Genomic DNA, 19647 nt, shown 5'->3' on the forward strand with positions numbered 1-19647 from the left:
TCATAATTCCTACTGCGAAGCGGGCGCGATAACAGCGGCAGTCACGGTATTTGCCACCACTGTTGAACGCTCGGCTACCTTGCCACACCCTCTGACAACAAACACGTGACAGTTAACGTTACTGCCACCAATCACATTACTTGAGCCTCTGCAGGCCTGCTCACGTACGAAAGCGGTTTTCGACCAGCTTTCAGTACGCATATCATTCTGATAATTACCGCTGCCGTTATGTTCAGAGCCGGTATTCAGTACCGAGGTAGTTACCCGGCGATCAGTCCAGTTCTGATCAGAACAACTCAATGTATCGGTATCAGGATCAAACTGAGTTCCCTGACGGGCTTCTGACAAGGGATCGGTTTTACTGGAATCGGTCAGTAAAATTTCGTCTTCAGCTTCAAAAAATACCCCGGCCAGTGCCGCTTCCGCAGCATCGAAAGCCTGACCGGAACGCTGCATCGACACAGCCATTTTACTCTGCCCAAGACTAGACGACACAGCACTGACACCAAGGATAGTCAGTGATAACAAAATAAGCAGCGCCAGAATAAGTACCATACCCTGCTGAGGCTTTAATCCTTGCATCACAGGCTCCTCACAAAATTCTTCATATTGCGTAACGCCAGTGTTTGCGTGAACACCTGAAAATAGTGCCCGCTGTCAGTAGTTACCGCGCTCTCATTCAGTACGGCAATATTACGGCTGGCGATATTCGACACCTGAGATGCATCACTTTTTAACAACACCCCGATGCGTACCGATACAACCTGCCGGTTAACCGCACGCAATGCTGACAACTGACTGGCGGTGACATACTGAACAGCTTGTCCCTGAGAACCGGTGGCGGTGGCCGTAACGCCGTACTGCACCTGAAAACTCACGACATTATCCATCAGAACCACCGACTTGCTGGTACCTTTTGCCGTTTTTACACCACGCAATGCCCGGCCATCGTATCCTGAACAATAGAGCTTTTCTCCGGACACGTAGTAACGGTTCACCACGTGAAATTCGTCATTGCCTGTGTAGCCATAACGGTTTCCGGTGCAATCCTCCCGCCCCAGAAAATTCACGACCAGTTCATCATCAGCGCCGCTTCCGCCCTGGCTTGAGCCAAGGGATGCGCTGGACAGATAATCCCCCGGCAAGCCGACAGGACGGTTCTGAATAAATGCCGCTTCAACAAGGGGGTCTACCGTGGTATCCACTCTGGCTACTACCTGGTCGTAGCGCCCGGCCTCAATCACTTCGCGGTTCAGCCTTGCCATAACGAAACGTCCTGACTCCTGCACCTGGCTGACCGCCTGATTCAGGGAATTTGTCACTCTGGAACTGACCATTGTCTGGATCACTGCACCGCTGATCACCAGACCCAGCACCAGCGCGATCATCATTTCGATTAAGGTAAAGCCCCGCTGATTCATAGAGTGATGTCCTTAACCACGCAGGCATTACTGTCGCCGGAGTCAGGGTTACACCGGGTATTTAACGTGTACTGTTGCTTGGAGGAAGACGAAACCGGCCAGGTCAGCATAATATGAATGCGGGAGCCTGCTGAGCAGGTGTCAGCATCTCCGCTGTTACTGTCAGTGCAGGACACATCCAGTGTAATGGCTTTATTAGTTTGTACTGCTGCACAGGACAATGACCACGCATCGTACTGCGCTATCTGTGCTTCGCTGCATGTGCCGCTTTCACAGTCAGGAACGGAAGAAGGCAGGCTCAGACAGTGACAGGCATACGTATCACCGGAACCACAGGACAGCGTGGCAAAATTATAATTGTTACTACTGAAATAAGCGTTATTCACTACCATTCCGTCGCCTGCCGTGGCCGGCCGCGTGGCAGCCCGTAACCGCTCTGCTACCTGTTCGGCAACCAGCTCAGACTGTGTGCGGCTTATCGCATCCCTGTTCGCAAAAGACCCCACAAATTGCAGCGATGCAACGCCAAGCAGACCGATAGCAAGCACGAACAACGTTATGAGGACTTCAATGAAGCCCACACCGGTTTGCCGTTTTTGCAACGTATGCTGACGCATAACTAGTCTACCTGTTCAAAAATTAAACTTACCCCGCATTTATCCTACATCAGAGGGGCATTTTAATAAGTATCGGCAGAAATCGTTGGGTATTGAAAAGTATAATTCGCGGAGCAGTAACACTCCGCGATGAAGAGAGGCGTATCGGGGAAGGAATTAACTGACTTGTTTAATACGTAACTCTTTAGGCACGGCAAATTCTACGTTTTCTTCACGTCCGGGACGTTCAGAAGCACTTTGCGCTCCCCATGCCTTAAGCTGATTGACTACCCGCTGCACCAGCACTTCCGGCGCAGAGGCACCGGCGGTAACACCGATGTGTTCAACACCTTCAAGCCACGCTTTCTGAATACAATTTTCATCGGCAATAAGATGCGCCTGCGCACCCATTTTTTCCGCGAGTTCGCGCAGACGGTTGGAGTTCGAACTGTTCGTAGCACCGACAACCAGCAACACTTCGCAATCTGTCGCCAGTTCACGCACGGCATCCTGACGGTTTTGCGTAGCGTAACAAATGTCGTCTTTGCGTGGTCCGCTGATTGCCGGGAATTTGTCTCTGAGTGCATCGATAACATCCGCAGTGTCATCTACCGATAACGTAGTCTGACTGCAGAAATACAAATGCTGCGGATCCTTCACTTCCAGCTTTGCAACATCTTCGCTGGATTCCACCAGATAAATGCCACCTTCCGGATTATTGTACTGCCCCATTGTACCTTCTACTTCAGGGTGTCCGGCGTGACCGATGAGGATACATTCCGTGCCGGTTTTACTGGCGCGTGTCACTTCCATATGCACTTTCGTTACCAGCGGACAGGTTGCATCAAACACTTTCAGTCCGCGGGCTTCTGCTTCTTTTCGTACTGCCTGAGAAACGCCGTGGGCAGAAAAAATAACGATGCTGTCATCCGGCACTTCATCAAGCTCATCGACAAACAGTGCGCCACGCTCTTTTAGTCCGTCCACAACAAATTTATTGTGGACCACTTCATGACGTACATAGATAGGCGGGCTGAACATTTCCAGTGCACGTTCAACAATAGTGATGGCACGGTCTACACCCGCACAGAAGCCTCGGGGGTTGGCAAGATGTATTTGCATAAAACGCTCCGCTAAACCTTACGCTGCAGAATTAATAACGTCGAGTATCTCGACATCGAAAATCACCGTCTGACCTGCCAGCGGATGATTGAAATCTACGGTAACAGAATCACCGGCAAGACTTCTGACAATGCCCGGTACTTCGCTGCCGTCAGGCTGTGAAAACGCCACGATCATACCTTCCTCAAGGTTTAAATCATGGCTGAAACGGGTGCGATCCATATGATGGATGTTATCCGGATTAGGCTGACCGAAAGCGTCTTCAGGGGCCAGCGTAAAGGCCTTTTTATCGCCCTTACTCAACCCCAGCAGGCACGCTTCAAAGTTAGGTGTCAGGCTGCCATCGCCCATCACCAGCTTGGCCGGCTTATTCAGACGGGTACTGTCAGCTGCAGAGCCATCTTCCAGCTTTAAATCGAAGTGCATGATCACTTCAGATTGGGCATTAATCACAAAATCACTCATACTGCGTGCTCCTGTTACGAATTTGAACCGGCGCTGTCAGACGCATTGCTTTCATCTTTACTGGTAAGCATGTCCCACACCAGTAAAGCAGCACCAATAAAAATGGCGCTGTCTGCAAGGTTAAAAGCAGGCCAGTGTGACTGACCAACATAAAAATCTAAAAAGTCGATAACGAAACCGTGAACCAGCCGGTCGTAAACGTTACCTATGGCACCGCCCAAAATAAAGCAAAACGCCACCGGTAACAGCTTCTGTCCTTTTCCGGCCTGTTTCAGCCACCATAGAATAACGGCACTCACCCCTACTGCAATAGCGGTAAAAAACCACCGTTGCCAGCCTGAGGCATCATGCAAAAAGCTGAACGCGGCACCGTAGTTACGTACATAAGTTAAATTGAAAAACGGCAATATCTGAATGGACTCAGATAATGCCATTTTGCCGATAACTTCGTACTTGCTCCATAAGTCCAGTACCACCACAACAGCACTTATCCATAAAAAGCGCAGGCCGGTATCAGTCAACAGTTTAGGCATATTGACGATTTTCCCCTTCACCGTCGACGTTAGTTACACAACGTCCGCATAATTCAGGGTGCGCTTCGTGACTGCCCACGTCATCACGGTGATGCCAGCAGCGAACACATTTTTCACCGCTGCTCTTCGTCACTTCAATGAACAGGCCATCCAGCTCTGTGGCTTTCGCGCTATCTGTTTTTTCGCTTAACGGCAACAGCTCAACACCGGAAGTAATCAGGACGAAACGCAGTTCATCTTCCAGCTTGTCCAGCACAGATTTCAGTGTGTCATCTGCAAACAGTTTAATATTCGCTTCCAGTGAACCGCCTAACTGACCGTCTTTACGCGCCTGCTCCATCGCCTGGTTCGCCGCGTCTTTCACGGTCATCACTTTATGCCAGTAAGCGTCGTCGAAGCCGCCTTCTGTCGCAAAGCCACCGAGACCTTCGTACCAGGCTTCAGTGAAGACAAATTCACTGCGCTCACCGGGTAACGCATCCCAGATTTCCTGAGCAGTGAAACTGGTGACCGGAGCCATCCAGCGAACCAGCGCTTCGATGATGTGGTACAACGCAGTCTGGCACGAACGGCGGGCATTGCTATCCCCTTTCGCCGTGTATTGACGGTCTTTAATGATATCCAGATAAAAACTGCCCAGTTCAATTGAACAGAAGTGAGTCAGTTTTTGTGATACCACCAGCATGTCGTAATTGTTGTACGCTTCAATGATTTCATTTTGCAGCTTTTCAGTGCGGGCAACGATCCAGCGATCCAGAGCAACCATATTATCCGGCGCAACCGCATCTTTAACCGGGTCGAAACCATTCAGGTTTGCCAGCAGAAAACGGGCAGTGTTACGGATCCGGCGGTACGCATCAGCAGCGCGTTTCAGGATTTCATCGCTCACCGCGATTTCGCCGCGATAATCAGTTGACGCTACCCACAAGCGCAGAATGTCTGCACCCAGCTTGTTCGTGACCTGCTGCGGCGCAACCACGTTACCGATGGACTTGGACATCTTGCGGCCCTGCGCGTCCACAGTGAAACCGTGCGTCAACACTTCTTTATAAGGTGCGTGGCCATACATAGCCGTGGAGGTCATTAAAGACGACATGAACCAGCCACGGTGCTGGTCAGAACCTTCCAGATACAAGTCAGCGCTGGCAGGGATGTCGTCACGACGTTCAATAACAAAATAATGCGTTACACCAGAGTCAAACCATACGTCCAGCGTATCAGTTACCTTTTCGTACTGCTCAGCATCAGCACCTAACAGTGCGGCATCGTCCAGATCCCACCAGGCCTGTATCCCTTTTTGCTCAACAGCTTGCGCCACCGTTTCGATGATAGCAGCAGTCTCCGGGTGTAGTTCACCGGAAATACTGTGTACATAAAGTGGGATAGGAACACCCCAGGTGCGCTGACGTGAGATACACCAGTCGGGACGCCCCTCTACCATTTTCTCGATACGGTTCTGGCCCCACTCAGGGATCCACTCTGTCTTCTCAATTTGTTCCAGAGACGCTCTTCTCAGGCCTTTTTTATCCATACTGATAAACCACTGAGGCGTAGCACGGAAAATGATAGGCGTTTTATGGCGCCAGCAATGCGGGTAGCTGTGCTCATAATTGATATTCAGCAGCAGGTTGCCGTTCTCTTCGAGCTTTTCGATGATCGGTTTGTTTGCTTTGAACACGAACTGACCGGCAAACAGCGGCGTTTCGTCATTATAGACACCGTTGTTTGCAACAGGGTTGTATACTTCGATGTCGTATTGCTTACCAACATTGAAGTCGTCCACACCGTGAGCCGGTGCTGTGTGTACAAGGCCGGTACCGGAATCCGTAGTAACGTGGTCACCTAAAATGAACGGTACAGTAATATCCAGGAACGGGTGATTTACGGTCAGCTTTTCAAGTGACTGGCCCGTGCAGGTTGCCACTGTTTTAAAGTTTTCCACGCTGTAACGTGACATACAGCTTTCGACCAGATCTTCCGCCAGGATTATCCAGTCACCGCCGTCCAGTTCGACCAGCGAATAGGTCAATTCAGGATGCAAACTAATCGCACGGTTGGCAGGCAATGTCCATGGCGTGGTGGTCCAGATAACCGCTGACGCATTGTGCGCTTTTAAGTCACCGGCAGACACACCAAATGCAGCAGCAATTGCGTCTGCATCCGCTACCGGGAATTTCACATCGATAGCTGGCGAAACCTTATCTTTATATTCAACTTCTGCTTCTGCCAGCGCTGAACCACAATCTGTACACCAGTGAACCGGCTTGAAACCTTTTTCCAGATGTCCGGAGTCTGCAATTTTGCCCAGCGCGCGGATGATGTCGGCTTCAGACTTAAAATCCATGGTTTTATAGGGATTATCCCACTCACCAAACACACCGAGGCGTTTAAAATCTGCCATCTGGCCATCGATTTGCTTTTGCGCGTAGTCGCGGCACTTCTGACGAAACTCAGCCGCAGAGACTTTTACGCCCGGCTTACCGACTTTCTTTTCAACCATTAATTCGATGGGCAGACCGTGACAATCCCAACCGGGAACATAAGGCGCATCGAAATCAGATAAGGTTTTAGCCTTAACGATAATGTCTTTCAGAATTTTGTTTACAGCGTGACCAATGTGAATATCACCGTTCGCATAAGGAGGGCCATCGTGCAAAATAAATGGCGTCTTACCTGCTTTTGCTGCGCGAATTTGTTTGTACAGGTCTTTTTCCTGCCAATCGTTAAGCATCGCCGGTTCTCTTTGCGCTAAGTTGCCACGCATAGGAAAAGGCGTTTCCGGTAAATTCAATGTCGGTTTGTAATCGCTCATAAACTCGTTATTTCCGTCCACCTGCCGTTGCGAAAAGTCGCAACAATTTGATAATTAAATGCCGGCAATGCCAAACAGCGCTCTTGCTGCCTGCGCATCGCGCTGAATCTGTTGTTTCAATGCGTCAAATGACGCGAATTTTTCCTCATCCCGTAATTTCTTTACCGGATAGACTTTTATCTGCCCGCCGTACAGCGAACCGCTATAGCCAAATATATGCACTTCCAGTTGCGTGCGTTTTCCTGCCACCGTCGGACGGGAACCCACATTGGCTACGCCATAATAGCGGGTGCCATTCACATCCACGGTTACGGCAAATACGCCGTTAATGGCCGGGCGGGAACGTTTCAGTAATACATTGGCAGTCGGGAACCCGATTGTGCGCCCTTTTTTCTCCCCGTGTACCACCCGACCATCTATCACGAATGGCCGTCCCAGCATGTTACCGGCTTTTTCAAATTCACCGGCAGCCAGTACTTCACGCACTGCTGTGGAACTGATGCGGCAATCATCGACCATAAAGCTCTGGGTACTTGCGACTTCAAACCCCATGCTCTGCCCTGCCCGCTGCAACATGGAAAAGTCACCGCGGCGACCACGGCCAAAACGGAAGTCATCGCCTACCACCAGGAATTTCACGCCGAGACGCTCAACCAGCAACTCTTCGATAAAGGTGTCTGCAGACTGACTGGCAAAATACTCGTCAAAGCGGACACACAATAAACGGTCAACATCCTGTGCTTTCAGTAACTGATATTTTTCCCGTAAGGTACTCAGGCGCGCAGGAGCTGTATCGGGACTGAACAGCTCTTCGGGCTGAGGCTCAAAAACCATAACGGTAGAAGGCAAGCCGAGTTCACGGGTTTTTTCATGTACATTTGCCAGTACTGCCTGATGGCCCCGGTGAACACCGTCAAACTTGCCAATAGTCAGCACGCACCCGCTATGATCGGGGCGCAAATTATGAAGACCGCGAATTAATTCCACTTGCTGCCGGGTTCCTGTAAGCCTGAGACTGAATGACAAAGCTCGCGATTATAAACGACCCGCACCGTAATACCAATCGTTGCGCATAGTTTATCCGCCAAATGCCCGAAAGTGTCGTTTGCGGACACCTGAAACAAGCAAAATGAAGAGGAAAACAGCCACAGCGGAGCCAATAGTGAGAGTCACATGATAAATTTGTGCAGTTAAATCCAGCGCATAAAATGCGTCCCCCTGATCAAAATACACAATGACACCCGCCATCAGAATGCTGGCAATCACCACCTTAAAAAGGAAAAAAAGCGTTTCTCTGCTGGCCCTGTACACACCGTTTTTATGCAGTGTTGTGTAAAGCAGACCGGCATTCAGTGTGGCTGACAAAGAGGTCGCAATAGCGAGGCCAATATAGCCGTAAGGAATAGCGAAAATCAGGTTAAACACCATATTGGCAATCATGCACCAGATCCCGAATTTTACTGGTGTTTTGGTATCCTGCCGTGAAAAGAACCCGGGCGCGAGCACTTTTACCCACATAAAACTGACCAGTCCGAAGGCATAGGCCACCAGCGAATAGGATGCCATACGGGCGGTTTCAGCAGTGAAGGCACCACGCTGGAAAATAACTGTCATAATCGGCTCAGCCATAAATGCCAGACCCACAGCAGCAGGAATACCCAGTAAAGACACCATCCGTACGCCCCAGTCCATGTTACCACTGAATGCTTTGGGGTCGTTCGCCACATGATTGCGCGACAAAGTCGGCAGAATGACCGTTGCGATGGCAATACCGAACAAACCGAGTGGAAACTCCAGCAACCGGTCTGAATAATAAAGCCAACTGATTGAGCCGGTAACAAGAAAACTGGCAATGAGAGTGTCGAACAGCAGATTGATCTGCCCTACCGACACACCAAACAGTGCGGGGATCATTAATGTGCGTACTTTCACCACACCGGGATCATGCCAGCCCCATTTTGGCTTTACCAGTAATCCGGCCCGGTACAGAAACGGCAGTTGGAATAGAAGCTGAACGATACCGCCAATAAAGACGCCCCATGCCAGCGCAAAAGCCGGCTGGGATAAAGCCGGTGCCACGAACCAGGCGCATAATATGATACAGATGTTCAGTAATACCGGCGTAAAGGCAGCCACGGCAAAGCGGTTTAACGTATTTAAAATCGCCCCGGCCAATCCGGTTAATGTGATAAAGGCAAGATAAGGAAAGGTGATTTTAAGCATGACAGAAGCGAGCTCAAATTTTTCACCGGCTTCCTCTCCCTGCCACCAGGCAATAAACCAGCCTGTACCAAAAATGGCTGTGAGTACCGGGGAAGCAAGAACACCCAATATGGCGACCACAAAAACAATCGCACCCAACGTACCGGAGACCCTCGCAATAAAAGCCCGCAGTTCTGCCTTGTCGTCCTGATGGTGCACTTCGGTCAGCACAGGAATAAATGCCTGGGCAAACGCCCCTTCAGCAAACAGGCGTCGCAGGAAGTTGGGAATTTTGTTTGCGAAGAAGAATACGTCAGCTGCCGCGCCATCTCCCATGAGTTTCGCTACAACAACATCCCTGACCAACCCAAGTATGCGGGAGATAAATGTCATCACGCTGACAATGATCCCCGACTTCAATAACTTTCCTGACACACGCGCCCTGCTAACTGAAAAATTCAGACCGCCACTATAGCGGAAGCGGGGGTTTGACGAAATCTCCGCAGAGAAAAATTCTGTACCGTAACAGTGTGTTGAATTAAAGATGAAAAAAACATGACAGACAGATGAATTCCCCATTTTGCCCTGCTATAATCCGCGCATCTCACGGGGGATGCCTTTATTGCGCAATCTCAAAACTATTTTTCCTGAGGTGTCGGGCAAAATAGTTTGACATTTGGTCGCCGGATGAGCATAATCCGCACCCTATTTTTTAGACATGTATTTATTTTGGGAGTTACACCTTGGCTAACATTAAGTCTGCTAAGAAACGTGCAATTCAAGCCGAAAAGCGTCGTCAGCATAATGCCAGCCGTCGCTCCATGACTCGTACAAGCATCAAGAAAGTAGTTGCCGCTATCGCTGCAGGTGATAAAGAAGGTGCACAAGCTGCACTGGCCGCTGCTACTCCGGTACTTGACAGAATGGCAACCAAAGGTTTGATTCACAAGAACAAAGCTGCTCGTCATAAGAGCCGTCTGTCTGCGCAAATTAAAGCGCTGTAAGACAATCTGACGAGAAGTAAAAAGCGCCTTAAGGCGCTTTTTTAATGTCTGCAATTTTTCCCGGCTATGTTTTATCACTGACTACCTTCCCTGAGTATCAGTCTTCCCCTCCCTCATTAGTTTCAACAGGTTTGCTCTGCGGGTTTTATACGTAAATACAAATGCTTTTCCGGCTTAACCACCGCAGCCATGATATTGTTGCTAAATAAATTGGTATATTTCAGGGAGGATGAATGTACAAATCAGCTTTGCTGTTAGTGTTATTCGTATTTTGGAAGACAGCCGGAGCTTCTAATGAAAGCAGTCCGGCCAATAAGATATCTCTTCACTCAACGATTTTACAGGAAATCCGGAACGTCTATATTTACCTGCCTCCCGACTACGAAGGCTCTGACTCACTTTTTCCTGTTATTTATGTAACCGACGGAGATATTCACCGCTTAAGAGCCATTGCAGGTGTAGTGGAAGGGTTGAGTACCGCCACGCTGGAAAACCAGATGAGGCAGGCTGTTATTGTTGCGATCCCGAATACCAACAGAAGCCGTGACCTGACTCCGTCAGTTCTGCCAGAATGGACATTTGAGAACAGGAAACTGGATACTTTTGAACAATCCGGTGGTGCCAAACAATTCAGGGATTTTCTTAAAACAGAGCTTGTTCCCTATATTGAAAGGAGATACCGGGTTTCAACTGAGAGAATTCTGGTAGGAGAATCATTCGGCGGACTGTTTGCTGCCGATACTCTGCTGCAACAGCCTGATCTTTTCTCCGGATACCTTATTATCGACCCCACAGCTTTATGGGATGACAATTACCTGAACCGGCAGTATGAATTAAAAAAAGAGACTGTCCTGAATACATCGCCCCGCATCTACTTTGCTTTTGCCAATAACAGTCACCTGGGCAAAATCGGGCTCACAAACAGAAAGTGGGGGGAGCAATTTGCATCAGCACTTAAGGCCGCAAGTAGTAACCCTGCTCTTGTATCACACAGATACTTTGAGGATGAAACCCATGGCACAGTTGCATTTCTGGCCTGGTATCATGGTCTCAGAGCACTATTGCCTGCTGAATAACGACAATCATATCAGAGAGAATCGTTTGTTTTCATCATCCGCTTATAACGTTCATCCTGAAAGTACGGAACAGTCCTGAGGACGCTCCCCACTAATCCATAAACAATTAAAATAACACGGGCAAAATTGATAATGCATTAAGTAATATATGTAATAGCAGCGCTGCAACAAAGCCTTTCCGCTGACGGTACCTGAGATACAGTCGTGTCATCAGGGCAAAGCTCAGAAAGGTTGTCACTCCCCACCCCACATACACGATGCTGTGCAGGCCGCCGGCAATGAAACCACAAAGAATAATAACCGGGCCATCAGTCGTTATTTTCTTCCTCAACTGATGAATAAGCCCTGTAAGGACACAGTTCTCTAAAAAGGGGCCTGCGAAAACGATGAAGATGATCCCCTGCAAACTTACTGACGGAAAGCCCTCTTCACCTTCCGCGGGAAAAGGGATCCCCGCAAAAGATGCAAAGTACACGATAAAAAAGTCCAGAGAACGCACCAAACATAGCTGAGTAAAAGATCAGCCAGCAATTGGATTTGTGAATACATTAAGTCTTTACCGGGCCAATATGGGCGGTGCACATATTTCAGCTCAAAGCCTATCTTCTGTGCCCTTCCCGTGCCACTGCGCTGAGGTACAGTTAATAATGCAAAGTTGACGGGAGGTAATTCCCACCGCTGCGAAAAAACTACACAAAAGTGTGTTGCCTGGTAGCAACGCAAACGTCACTTTCATCTGTTAGTGTCAGATACAGTGCTGAACCTTACCGCACGATCACGTGCATTTCGGCGACTTTTTGGCGAACTTTCGCTGGTGATAACAGCAGTAAGCTGAGCTGGTAAAATTTTTGCTAAGGTTGTTAGTGTTAAGAACTTAATGCTGAGTGTCGCAGGCGGGAGTTCCTGCTGAGAACCAGGTGCAGTTAACGCATTTGTACAATCAAAAGTGAGATTACAATGATGAAAATCCAGGTACATGATAACAAAGGAATTGAGACCCACGAATTGTCTGCAGACGAACTCACACCACAGGTAGAGCGGAAGCTGAAAGCGCTCTATGCATTCGGTGGGTACTGCAAAGTGGGCAACACACGATATCAGAGTGCAGAAGTGCTGCTGGCAGATATTGCCCCCCGTATGGCCGGATAAATCGCAAAACTGGCTGCGTCAGCGAATGCGGCCAGTTCTTTCTCCCCGCATATGGCCGTTGTCACGATACTGTCAGACAACCTTCACTAACCTGTAAACCTGCAGTCACCTGACTGTCAATTAAACATCCTAAGATGTCCTTCCAAAGTTACTGCTTTGGGAACGGCTATGAAACGCACTCACTACCGCACACTGTGGTTATCTGACATTCACCTTGGCAATAAAGATTGCAAAGCTGAATACCTTCTCGACTTTCTTAACAATGTCACCGTCGACACCCTTTATCTGGTTGGCGATATCGTTGATATGTGGGAGATGTCGCGGCAATTTCGCTGGCCTGAGGCGCACAACCAGGTGCTTCATACATTTATGAAAATGAGCCGTGAAGGGACCAAAGTGGTGTATCTGCCCGGTAATCATGACGAGCCGTTGCAGTCTTACTCCGGAATGGATTTTGGCGAAATTGAGATCCGCAGAGAATATGTCCATACCACCCTGCAGGGCAAAAAGTACCTTATCCTTCATGGCGATCAGTTCGATGCTGATGTGACCCTGGGAAAATTCCACGCCTGGATTGGTGACAAAGGCTACGACCTGCTTCTGTTCCTCAACCGCTGGTTTAACCGCTTCCGTCAGTGGCGCAACAACCACTACTGGTCTCTGGCAGGCTATATCAAAAAGCATATAAAAGGGGCTAACGAAGCCATCAGCCGTTACCGGGAAGCCTGCTGCGGCAGGGCGAAAAAGATGGGGCTTGATGGTGTGATTTGCGGCCACATCCACCACCCGGAAAGCACCATGGAGAATGGTATCCATTACATCAATGATGGCGACTGGATAGAGAACTGCTCTGCCCTTGGCGAAGATTTACAGGGAAATCTGGGGCTTATCAGCTGGATTGATCATATGCAGGCACAGGCTTCTGTTACCGAGTTCAAGCCACGCTCAAAAGCAACGAAAGCGGCTTAATTAAAAATAATAACTGACCGGCAACGCTGCCAGCAGGTGAAGTACTCTGTCACGGAAATGCCATGAAACTGTGTAAAAAGCGTCACACTCAGTTGATATCGTTCGCTCAAAACAATGGGATAAAATATGTTTACTGTTGATGATGTACTGACCCGGCATTATCCGCAGGTTGCGGATAAACCCTGGCTATTCAAATCGCTGTCTTTTGTACTGCGCCACCTGCTGCATGAGCGGGAAATGACCGAGTTCAGTGAAACCTATCCGCATTACGTGGATATAGACTTTGTTGAACAGGTGCTTGAGTACTTTAATATCAGCTACTCTACCCGCGATGTGGAAAAAGAACGTATTCCCACTGAAGGCAAAGTTGTCATTATCGCCAATCACCCGATTGGTACCCTCGACGGTCTTGCATTAATTAAACTGGTCAGTGAAGTACGCCACGACTTAAAAGTAGTCGCCAATCAGATGCTGATGGCCGTTGAACCTTTGCACAACATGCTGCTGCCGGTTAATAACATGCAGGGCGGCACACCTAAACAGCACCTTGAAGCCATTCATAAGCATTTACACGGTGACGGGGCTGTACTGATTTTTCCGGCCGGAGAGGTTTCCAGACTCCGTCCGCAAGGGGTACGTGATACCCGCTGGCATACAGGCTTCCTTCGTATCGCCAGACAAACAAAATCACCGGTATTACCAGTCTACATCGACGCAAAAAATTCGCCGCTGTTTTACGGCGTGTCTATGATTTACAAGCCTCTGGCAACTGTATTGCTGGTCAAAGAGATGTTTAAGCAGCGCAAAAAGCACTTACCCATGCGCATTGGCGAGGTAGTGCCATACGAAGCTTACAGCCAGCTCACCCTGCCTCTGAAAGAGCAGGTTAAACTTTTCAAACGTCATCTCTACCGCATCGGTGGTAACCGCAAGGGCGTACTGTCCACTCAGGCTCCCATCGCCACGCCGGAAGACCGCAAAGAACTGACCCGTGCAATCAAACAATGTGAGCACCTGGGTCATACCGCTGACGGCAAACATATTTACCTGTATCAGCATCAGGGCTATTCGCCCATCATGCGGGAGATTGGCCGGCTGAGAGAAATCGCTTTTCGCGCGGTGGGGGAAGGTACTAACCGCCGCCGTGATATTGATCAGTATGACTCCCACTACTACCACCTTGTCTTATGGGATGAAAACGATCTTGAGATTGCCGGCGCCTACCGCTTCGGCGACGCATCCGTATTGACCGAAGAAGGCCATCCCACCGGCCTGTATTCAGCTACCCTGTTCAATTATGGCAATGACAACGACGCTCTGTTCAAAGAAGGTCTGGAACTGGGCCGGAGTTTTGTGCAGCCACAGTACTGGGGTAAACGGAGTCTGGATTATTTATGGATTGGTATCGGAGCATTTCTGAGCCGTTATCCGAAATACCGGTTTCTGTTCGGAGCAGTATCAATAAGCAACGCTTATCCGCAACCTGCCAAAGATTTGCTGGTGCAGTTTTACCGTACCCACTTTCCGGCAAAATTCGGTAGTGCTTCATCAAGGCTACCCTATCAGGTATCACCGGAGGTGCAGGACATCTTCCCGGGTGAAGACTACAAAGCCGAATTTACCCAACTGAAACACTTGCTGGCAAATATGGGTGTCAATGTACCGACGTTGTATAAGCAATATTCTGAGATCACTAAAGCCGGCGGCGTTGCGTTTCTTGATTTCAACGTGGATCCGGACTTTAACGACTGTATAGACGGGCTTGTCGTCGTCGATACCGACAGCCTCACTGACAAAAAGCGTAAGCGCTATCTTGAGGATGCTTCACTGGCGAAATCAGCCTGACAAGGTAATACAATAAAACCATGCCCTGCCTGTAAAAGCCTTGTTCATCAGGGCTTTTCATTATCCACTCCCCTTCTGCATTGATGCATGTCACTGGTGTTTTTCCGTTTAATTAAGCGCTGATTAAAAAATAAACTTGCACATATTGATTACATGTGTAATCTTAAATTAAGACTACAAGCGTAATCCATAAGAGGCATAATAATGTCAGAAGATAAAAACCAGAAGCCCGATATTTCAAACGCTGAATTTGACGTGCTGGATGCATTATGGGATGGCTACCCGGCGACATCAGCAGACATTATTGCGCGTTTAAATTCCCGTAAAGCATGGCATGAGAAAACCATCAAAACCTTGCTTAGCCGGCTGGTGAAAAAGCAGGTTATCAGCTTTGAGAAATTGCAGCGGCAATATTTGTACACACCGCTCATCGCCCGTGAAGATTACACCAAAAAAGAAACGGCCAATTTTGTCAGCCGGATGTTCAAAGGCAAGATTGCGCCTATGGTTGCCGGCTTTGCCAACCAGAACAGTCTTTCCAGGCAGGATGTGGATGATCTGAAAGCATTGATTGAAAAGTGGGAGAAGAACAATGACTGACTGGTTGCTGCAACAGCAGGTTGTACTGTCTGTTGCGCTTATTTTTCTGATGTTAACCGTGCGCTTTCTTATTCCTGCTTTAGGCGCCGGCCGGGCGTATCAGCTCTGGCTGCTGGTACCCGTGGTGCTCATTGCCCATAACCTGCCTGCTTCAGCAGTGAGCTTACCGGCTGGTCCGGTAAGCCGCTATGTCACCGGAACCGGCTCTTTAATCGCCAGCCCTGCTGGCAACACCTTTCTGTTCATATGGGCTGCCGGCGCATTCCTGATTGCTGCCAGTGTTGTTTTTCGCTACGTGGCTCTGGCCAGGCACATCGCAAACAAACACCATACAGCAAGTCTGCATTCAAGACACTATCTGGTCAGTCCCGCCGTTTCAACGCCACTGCTGTTCGGGATACTCCGTCCGCAGATGATCATGCCTGCGTTTTTCCACAGCGCGTTCACGGAAAGACAGCAATCAATGATCATCGAGCACGAACAAACCCATCTGCGCCGGGGCGACCACCTGTGGAATGCTTTAGCGCTGATATTACTGAGCCTGTTCTGGTTCAACCCTCTGGTCTGGGCAGCGCTGTCAGCTTTCCGCACCTGCCAGGAAGTTTCATGCGACGCAGCAGTGCTGAGCCACAAATCTCAGGCAGACAAAATTCATTATGCAAAAGCACTTGTGCAGTGTGCTGAGCATACTACCGGCAATAACACCTTGTACCCCGCTTACGGAGAAAAGAAAACCATGCTTACACGCCTTACACAGATGCAAAAAACCACTACGGGCAATAAAACAATTACTCTGGCCACCTGCCTTGCTATCAGTATTTTTACAGCAAACACTGCGCTGGCGAAGCTCGCCGGAACGCCGGTGAAAGCAGAACAGGTTAATCTTGCGCAGCCAGTTATGCGAATTGACCCTGTTTACCCCGCTGAAGCCGCCGCAAGCAATCAGGAAGGCTCGGTAATTTTGAAATTTGATATTTCTGCCACCGGCACTACAGAGAATATTGAAATTGTGGATGCCTTTCCTGATGGCGTTTTTGACGAGAGTGCCAGAGCTGCCCTGTCTCAGTGGGAATATAAGCCCCGGGTTCAGGGAGGTAAAGCCATGCGCCAGACAGGTATACTGGTTCAACTGGATTTTCGTCTTGATAACACCCGCGCATCAAACGCAGATGAAATGGAGAAAATCAGCGTAACGCGGTAATGTTTTACGAATGGAATGACCGAAGCCGGGGCAAACCGTTGCCCCGGCTTTGTTATATTGACTGGTTATGCTGCTTTGGCCGGTGCAGTTGCAGGCCGCATAAGCAACAAAAGCGGAACCGATGCCAGAGTGATCCACATCATCAGACGAAAATCCTGCAGATATGCCAGCGTGGTTGCCTGAGTAGTTACCAGTGTATTGAGGCTGCTCAACCCTGTACCCGACGTCGCATAAATTCCGTGAGCCACACTTTCCTTAAAGCCGGCACTATCCAGCGACATAAATTCTGCAAATACGGCATGATTCCGCTGTGCAGACTGAGCCAGATAGGTCATCACCACAGAGATGCCGATGCTGCTGCCAATATTACGTAACAAACTGAACAATGCTGTTCCTTCATTACGATACGAGGCTGCCAGAGTGGCGAAACTGGCGGTTGAGAGGGGAACAAAAACAAATCCCAGGCCCAGCCCCTGAATAACACCGGTACGGATAATTTCATGGGCACTGACATCCGCAGTAAACAGTGTCATCGCCCACAATGAGTAACTCATCAGCATGAGTCCGGTAAATATCATCAGCCGCACATCGACTTTACCTGACAGGCGCCCCACCAGAATCATTGAAATCATGGTGCCTATTCCTCTCGGAGCAAGCAGGTAGCCTACGTCCACCACCGGGTAGCCCATGAGGTTTTGCATAAACGGTGGCAACAGCGCCATGGTAGCCAGCAAAATAATACCGACGATAAAGATAAACAGTAGCCCCACCGAGAAGTTTCTGTCGCGGAACATGGCCGGTTCGATAAAAGGTTTGCGGTGAGTGAATATATGCACAATAAAGAGATACATACCCAGCGCTGCCAGCGCCGCTTCGATAACGATTTCTCTGCTGGCAAACCAGTCCTGAGACTCTCCTCTGTCCAGCATCATTTGCAATGCGCCGATGGCCAGCGCCAGCATGGCAAAACCAGTGAGATCAAAACGTCGGTCAGGATCCAGTTCAGTTTCCGGGACAAATCGCATGAGGCCAAACCATGCGAGAATGCCGAATGGCAGGTTAATGTAAAACACCCATCGCCAGTCGTAATATTCTGTCAGTAATCCGCCAAGGGTAGGCCCGAGAATAGGACCGAGCATAACGCCCACGCCCCACATGGCCATCGCCTGTCCGTGTTTTTCTTTCGGCCAGATATCCAGCAGTACAGACTGGGATAACGGCACCAGGCTGGCGCCGAAGATCCCCTGCAGCAACCGGAAGATCACTATCTGATTTAAGTTCTGCGCTGCGCCGCAAAGCATGGATGCCACAGTAAATCCGACGACTGACCACATGAACAAGCGGCGGCGGCCAAATCTGGCACTGAGCAAGCCGGTAAGCGGGATGAAAATCGCTGCAGCAACAATGTAGCTGGTCAACACCCAGCTTATCTGATCCTGCGTGGCACTCATACTTCCCTGCATATGGGGTAAGGCCACATTAGCGATAGTCGTATCCAATGCCTGCATGATAGTCGCCAGCATCACCGATAAGGTGATCATGACGCGGTTAGCAGATGATGATGACGTATCCGGCTGTGCAGACATTTACAGCGTCAGCCCTAATACTGAACGCTGATGCTGCGTGTCGATTTCCGTAATCACACTGAGCCCTGCTCGCAATAACGGCAAATCAGGCTCATCATCAAGCCGGATGCGCACAGGCAAACGCTGGGCGATCTTCACCCAGTTCCCGGTCCCGTTTTGTGCGGGCAGCACTGAAAATTCCGCGCTGGTTGCCGGACTCAAACTCTCTACCACTCCGTGCCACTGGTGATCCGGATACGTATCGACGTTGATGGTCACATGCTGACCGGGCTTCACCCAGGTCAGATCGGTTTCAGTATAATTTGCCTCAATCCACATTTGCCGGTTCATGACCATCGACAAAGCCTGACTGCCGGCAGCAAAATACTGTCCGGTTTTAGGCGGTATACGCACTACCCCGTCCTGCGGTGCCAGTATCTGTGTATGTTTGTAATCAAGCAGTGCTTCCGCCAGCGTCGCTTTTGCCGCCAGATAATCAGGGTGTTGCTCTGCTGGCAGTGTCTCGCTGCCTCCGAGAGACTCTGCGATTTGTTTAAGATCATCTTTTACCGCCAGTACATTAAGTTTGGCAATGGCCACATTTTGATGGGCTGCGTCAAAATCTGCATCCGACACATAGCGCTTTTTCAACAGGTTATCCTGACGAACTTCCTCTTTTTGCGCATAGGCCAGCTTACTTTCTGCCAGTTTCAGTTCCGTTTGCTTCTCAACGTATGAGGCTTTCAGGGCAGACAGTTTTGTTCTGACCTGAGCCATATTCGCAGCGGCCTTCTCCATAGCTACCTGATAAGGTTCAGCATCAATTTCAAAAAGAATATCGCCTTTTTTAACTTGCTGATTTTCACGCACATTGACGTGAATAATATTGCCGCTGACCTGAGGACTGATTTGAATTAGATCGGCTTTAACATAAGCATTATCCGTTTCAACCAGTCGCCCGCCGTGTAACCATGCCGCACCGCCGGCAAGACATGCCAGTACAGGGATTACGACCATAAATAAAAATCTCTTGCTGCGTGAAGACGGCGCAGCTTTGATGGATTCTTCTGACATTTAATTCTCCGTA

19 protein-coding genes are annotated in these 19647 nt (G+C 49.4%); 7 read left to right on the plus strand and 12 right to left on the minus strand.

Translation table 11 applies throughout. From position 1 onward, the window contains the following. Nucleotides 1–9 precede the first annotated feature (9 nt). The 9 genes from AC4PME_RS09435 to murJ form a co-directional block, all read right to left on the minus strand. Nucleotides 10–582 carry a PilX N-terminal domain-containing pilus assembly protein gene (locus tag AC4PME_RS09435; RefSeq protein WP_303573084.1) on the minus strand — a complete coding sequence of 191 codons (573 nt, stop codon included), beginning with the start codon at nucleotides 580–582 and terminating at the stop codon, nucleotides 10–12. Next, nucleotides 582–1421 carry a PilW family protein gene (locus tag AC4PME_RS09440; protein WP_491046146.1) on the minus strand — a complete coding sequence of 280 codons (840 nt, stop codon included), beginning with the start codon at nucleotides 1419–1421 and terminating at the stop codon, nucleotides 582–584. The genes AC4PME_RS09435 and AC4PME_RS09440 overlap by 1 nt, the downstream gene beginning before the upstream one ends. Then, nucleotides 1418–2038: a type IV pilus modification PilV family protein gene (locus tag AC4PME_RS09445; RefSeq protein ID WP_491046145.1), complete on the minus strand. Its 621-nt coding sequence runs from the start codon at nucleotides 2036–2038 to the stop codon at nucleotides 1418–1420. Before AC4PME_RS09445 ends, AC4PME_RS09440 begins: the two co-directional genes overlap by 4 nt. A 156-nt stretch (nucleotides 2039–2194) precedes the next feature. Further along, nucleotides 2195–3139, minus strand: a complete 945-nt coding sequence (gene ispH, locus AC4PME_RS09450; RefSeq protein ID WP_119501964.1) for a 4-hydroxy-3-methylbut-2-enyl diphosphate reductase — start codon at nucleotides 3137–3139, stop codon at nucleotides 2195–2197. 18 nt (nucleotides 3140–3157) lie between these two features. After that, nucleotides 3158–3604: an FKBP-type peptidyl-prolyl cis-trans isomerase gene (fkpB, locus tag AC4PME_RS09455; protein WP_303573081.1), complete on the minus strand. Its 447-nt coding sequence runs from the start codon at nucleotides 3602–3604 to the stop codon at nucleotides 3158–3160. Between the two features lie 14 nt (nucleotides 3605–3618). Next, nucleotides 3619–4137 (minus strand): signal peptidase II, encoded by a 519-nt coding sequence (gene lspA / locus AC4PME_RS09460; protein WP_303573080.1) that lies wholly within the window; start codon nucleotides 4135–4137, stop codon nucleotides 3619–3621. Next, nucleotides 4130–6949: an isoleucine--tRNA ligase gene (gene ileS, locus AC4PME_RS09465; protein ID WP_491046144.1), complete on the minus strand. Its 2820-nt coding sequence runs from the start codon at nucleotides 6947–6949 to the stop codon at nucleotides 4130–4132. The genes lspA and ileS overlap by 8 nt, the downstream gene beginning before the upstream one ends. A 54-nt stretch (nucleotides 6950–7003) precedes the next feature. After that, nucleotides 7004–7936, minus strand: a complete 933-nt coding sequence (gene ribF, locus AC4PME_RS09470; RefSeq protein WP_119501968.1) for a bifunctional riboflavin kinase/FAD synthetase — start codon at nucleotides 7934–7936, stop codon at nucleotides 7004–7006. 90 nt (nucleotides 7937–8026) lie between these two features. Next, on the minus strand, nucleotides 8027–9586 hold the full coding sequence (gene murJ / locus AC4PME_RS09475; protein ID WP_119503430.1) for a murein biosynthesis integral membrane protein MurJ: 1560 nt from the start codon (nucleotides 9584–9586) through the stop codon (nucleotides 8027–8029). 308 nt (nucleotides 9587–9894) lie between these two features. Between murJ and rpsT the strand changes: the two genes are divergently transcribed. Both rpsT and AC4PME_RS09485 read left to right on the plus strand, forming a co-directional pair. After that, the gene (gene rpsT, locus AC4PME_RS09480) at nucleotides 9895–10155 is read left to right on the plus strand and encodes a 30S ribosomal protein S20 (protein WP_119501969.1); all 261 of its coding nucleotides are present in this window, start codon (nucleotides 9895–9897) and stop codon (nucleotides 10153–10155) included. 233 nt (nucleotides 10156–10388) lie between these two features. After that, complete coding sequence (locus AC4PME_RS09485) at nucleotides 10389–11231, plus strand: alpha/beta hydrolase (RefSeq protein WP_491046143.1); 843 nt, start codon at nucleotides 10389–10391, stop codon at nucleotides 11229–11231. A 106-nt stretch (nucleotides 11232–11337) separates the two neighbouring features. On the opposite strand, the gene AC4PME_RS09490 is transcribed toward AC4PME_RS09485, so the two are convergent. After that, on the minus strand, nucleotides 11338–11706 hold the full coding sequence (locus AC4PME_RS09490) for a CPBP family glutamic-type intramembrane protease (RefSeq protein ID WP_491046142.1): 369 nt from the start codon (nucleotides 11704–11706) through the stop codon (nucleotides 11338–11340). A gap of 482 nt (nucleotides 11707–12188) precedes the next feature. On the opposite strand from AC4PME_RS09490, the gene AC4PME_RS09495 reads away from it, so the two are divergent. From AC4PME_RS09495 to AC4PME_RS09515, 5 genes are all read left to right on the plus strand, one after another. Beyond that, on the plus strand, nucleotides 12189–12380 hold the full coding sequence (locus tag AC4PME_RS09495; RefSeq protein ID WP_303573075.1) for a hypothetical protein: 192 nt from the start codon (nucleotides 12189–12191) through the stop codon (nucleotides 12378–12380). Between the two features lie 168 nt (nucleotides 12381–12548). Then, entirely contained in the window at nucleotides 12549–13349 is an 801-nt protein-coding gene (locus AC4PME_RS09500) for a UDP-2,3-diacylglucosamine diphosphatase (RefSeq protein ID WP_119501973.1), read from the plus strand. A 126-nt stretch (nucleotides 13350–13475) separates the two neighbouring features. Next, nucleotides 13476–15194: a bifunctional ornithine lipid synthase OlsF gene (gene olsF / locus AC4PME_RS09505; RefSeq protein WP_491046141.1), complete on the plus strand. Its 1719-nt coding sequence runs from the start codon at nucleotides 13476–13478 to the stop codon at nucleotides 15192–15194. Between the two features lie 204 nt (nucleotides 15195–15398). Beyond that, nucleotides 15399–15794 (plus strand): BlaI/MecI/CopY family transcriptional regulator, encoded by a 396-nt coding sequence (locus AC4PME_RS09510; RefSeq protein WP_491046140.1) that lies wholly within the window; start codon nucleotides 15399–15401, stop codon nucleotides 15792–15794. After that, nucleotides 15787–16995, plus strand: coding sequence for a M56 family metallopeptidase (locus AC4PME_RS09515; protein WP_491046139.1), 1209 nt, complete (start codon nucleotides 15787–15789; stop codon nucleotides 16993–16995). Before AC4PME_RS09510 ends, AC4PME_RS09515 begins: the two co-directional genes overlap by 8 nt. A 65-nt stretch (nucleotides 16996–17060) precedes the next feature. On the opposite strand, the gene AC4PME_RS09520 is transcribed toward AC4PME_RS09515, so the two are convergent. Together AC4PME_RS09520 and AC4PME_RS09525 are read right to left on the minus strand one after the other, a co-directional pair. Next, entirely contained in the window at nucleotides 17061–18581 is a 1521-nt protein-coding gene (locus AC4PME_RS09520; RefSeq protein WP_491046138.1) for a DHA2 family efflux MFS transporter permease subunit, read from the minus strand. Continuing rightward, on the minus strand, nucleotides 18582–19634 hold the full coding sequence (locus tag AC4PME_RS09525) for an HlyD family secretion protein (protein WP_491046137.1): 1053 nt from the start codon (nucleotides 19632–19634) through the stop codon (nucleotides 18582–18584). Nucleotides 19635–19647: the final 13 nt, after the last annotated feature.

This window comes from Alteromonas sp. (assembly GCF_984505615.1).

Coding starts and splice junctions, on each gene's coding strand:
- AC4PME_RS09435 (WP_303573084.1), bottom strand. CDS start 582: ATGCAAGGATTAAAGCCTCAGCAGGGTATGGTACTTATTCTGGCGCTG.
- AC4PME_RS09440 (WP_491046146.1), bottom strand. CDS start 1,421: ATGAATCAGCGGGGCTTTACCTTAATCGAAATGATGATCGCGCTGGTG.
- AC4PME_RS09445 (WP_491046145.1), bottom strand. CDS start 2,038: ATGCGTCAGCATACGTTGCAAAAACGGCAAACCGGTGTGGGCTTCATT.
- ispH (WP_119501964.1), bottom strand. CDS start 3,139: ATGCAAATACATCTTGCCAACCCCCGAGGCTTCTGTGCGGGTGTAGAC.
- fkpB (WP_303573081.1), bottom strand. CDS start 3,604: ATGAGTGATTTTGTGATTAATGCCCAATCTGAAGTGATCATGCACTTC.
- lspA (WP_303573080.1), bottom strand. CDS start 4,137: ATGCCTAAACTGTTGACTGATACCGGCCTGCGCTTTTTATGGATAAGT.
- ileS (WP_491046144.1), bottom strand. CDS start 6,949: ATGAGCGATTACAAACCGACATTGAATTTACCGGAAACGCCTTTTCCT.
- AC4PME_RS09485 (WP_491046143.1), top strand. CDS start 10,389: ATGTACAAATCAGCTTTGCTGTTAGTGTTATTCGTATTTTGGAAGACA.
- AC4PME_RS09495 (WP_303573075.1), top strand. CDS start 12,189: ATGATGAAAATCCAGGTACATGATAACAAAGGAATTGAGACCCACGAA.
- AC4PME_RS09500 (WP_119501973.1), top strand. CDS start 12,549: ATGAAACGCACTCACTACCGCACACTGTGGTTATCTGACATTCACCTT.
- olsF (WP_491046141.1), top strand. CDS start 13,476: ATGTTTACTGTTGATGATGTACTGACCCGGCATTATCCGCAGGTTGCG.
- AC4PME_RS09510 (WP_491046140.1), top strand. CDS start 15,399: ATGTCAGAAGATAAAAACCAGAAGCCCGATATTTCAAACGCTGAATTT.
- AC4PME_RS09515 (WP_491046139.1), top strand. CDS start 15,787: ATGACTGACTGGTTGCTGCAACAGCAGGTTGTACTGTCTGTTGCGCTT.
- AC4PME_RS09520 (WP_491046138.1), bottom strand. CDS start 18,581: ATGTCTGCACAGCCGGATACGTCATCATCATCTGCTAACCGCGTCATG.
- AC4PME_RS09525 (WP_491046137.1), bottom strand. CDS start 19,634: ATGTCAGAAGAATCCATCAAAGCTGCGCCGTCTTCACGCAGCAAGAGA.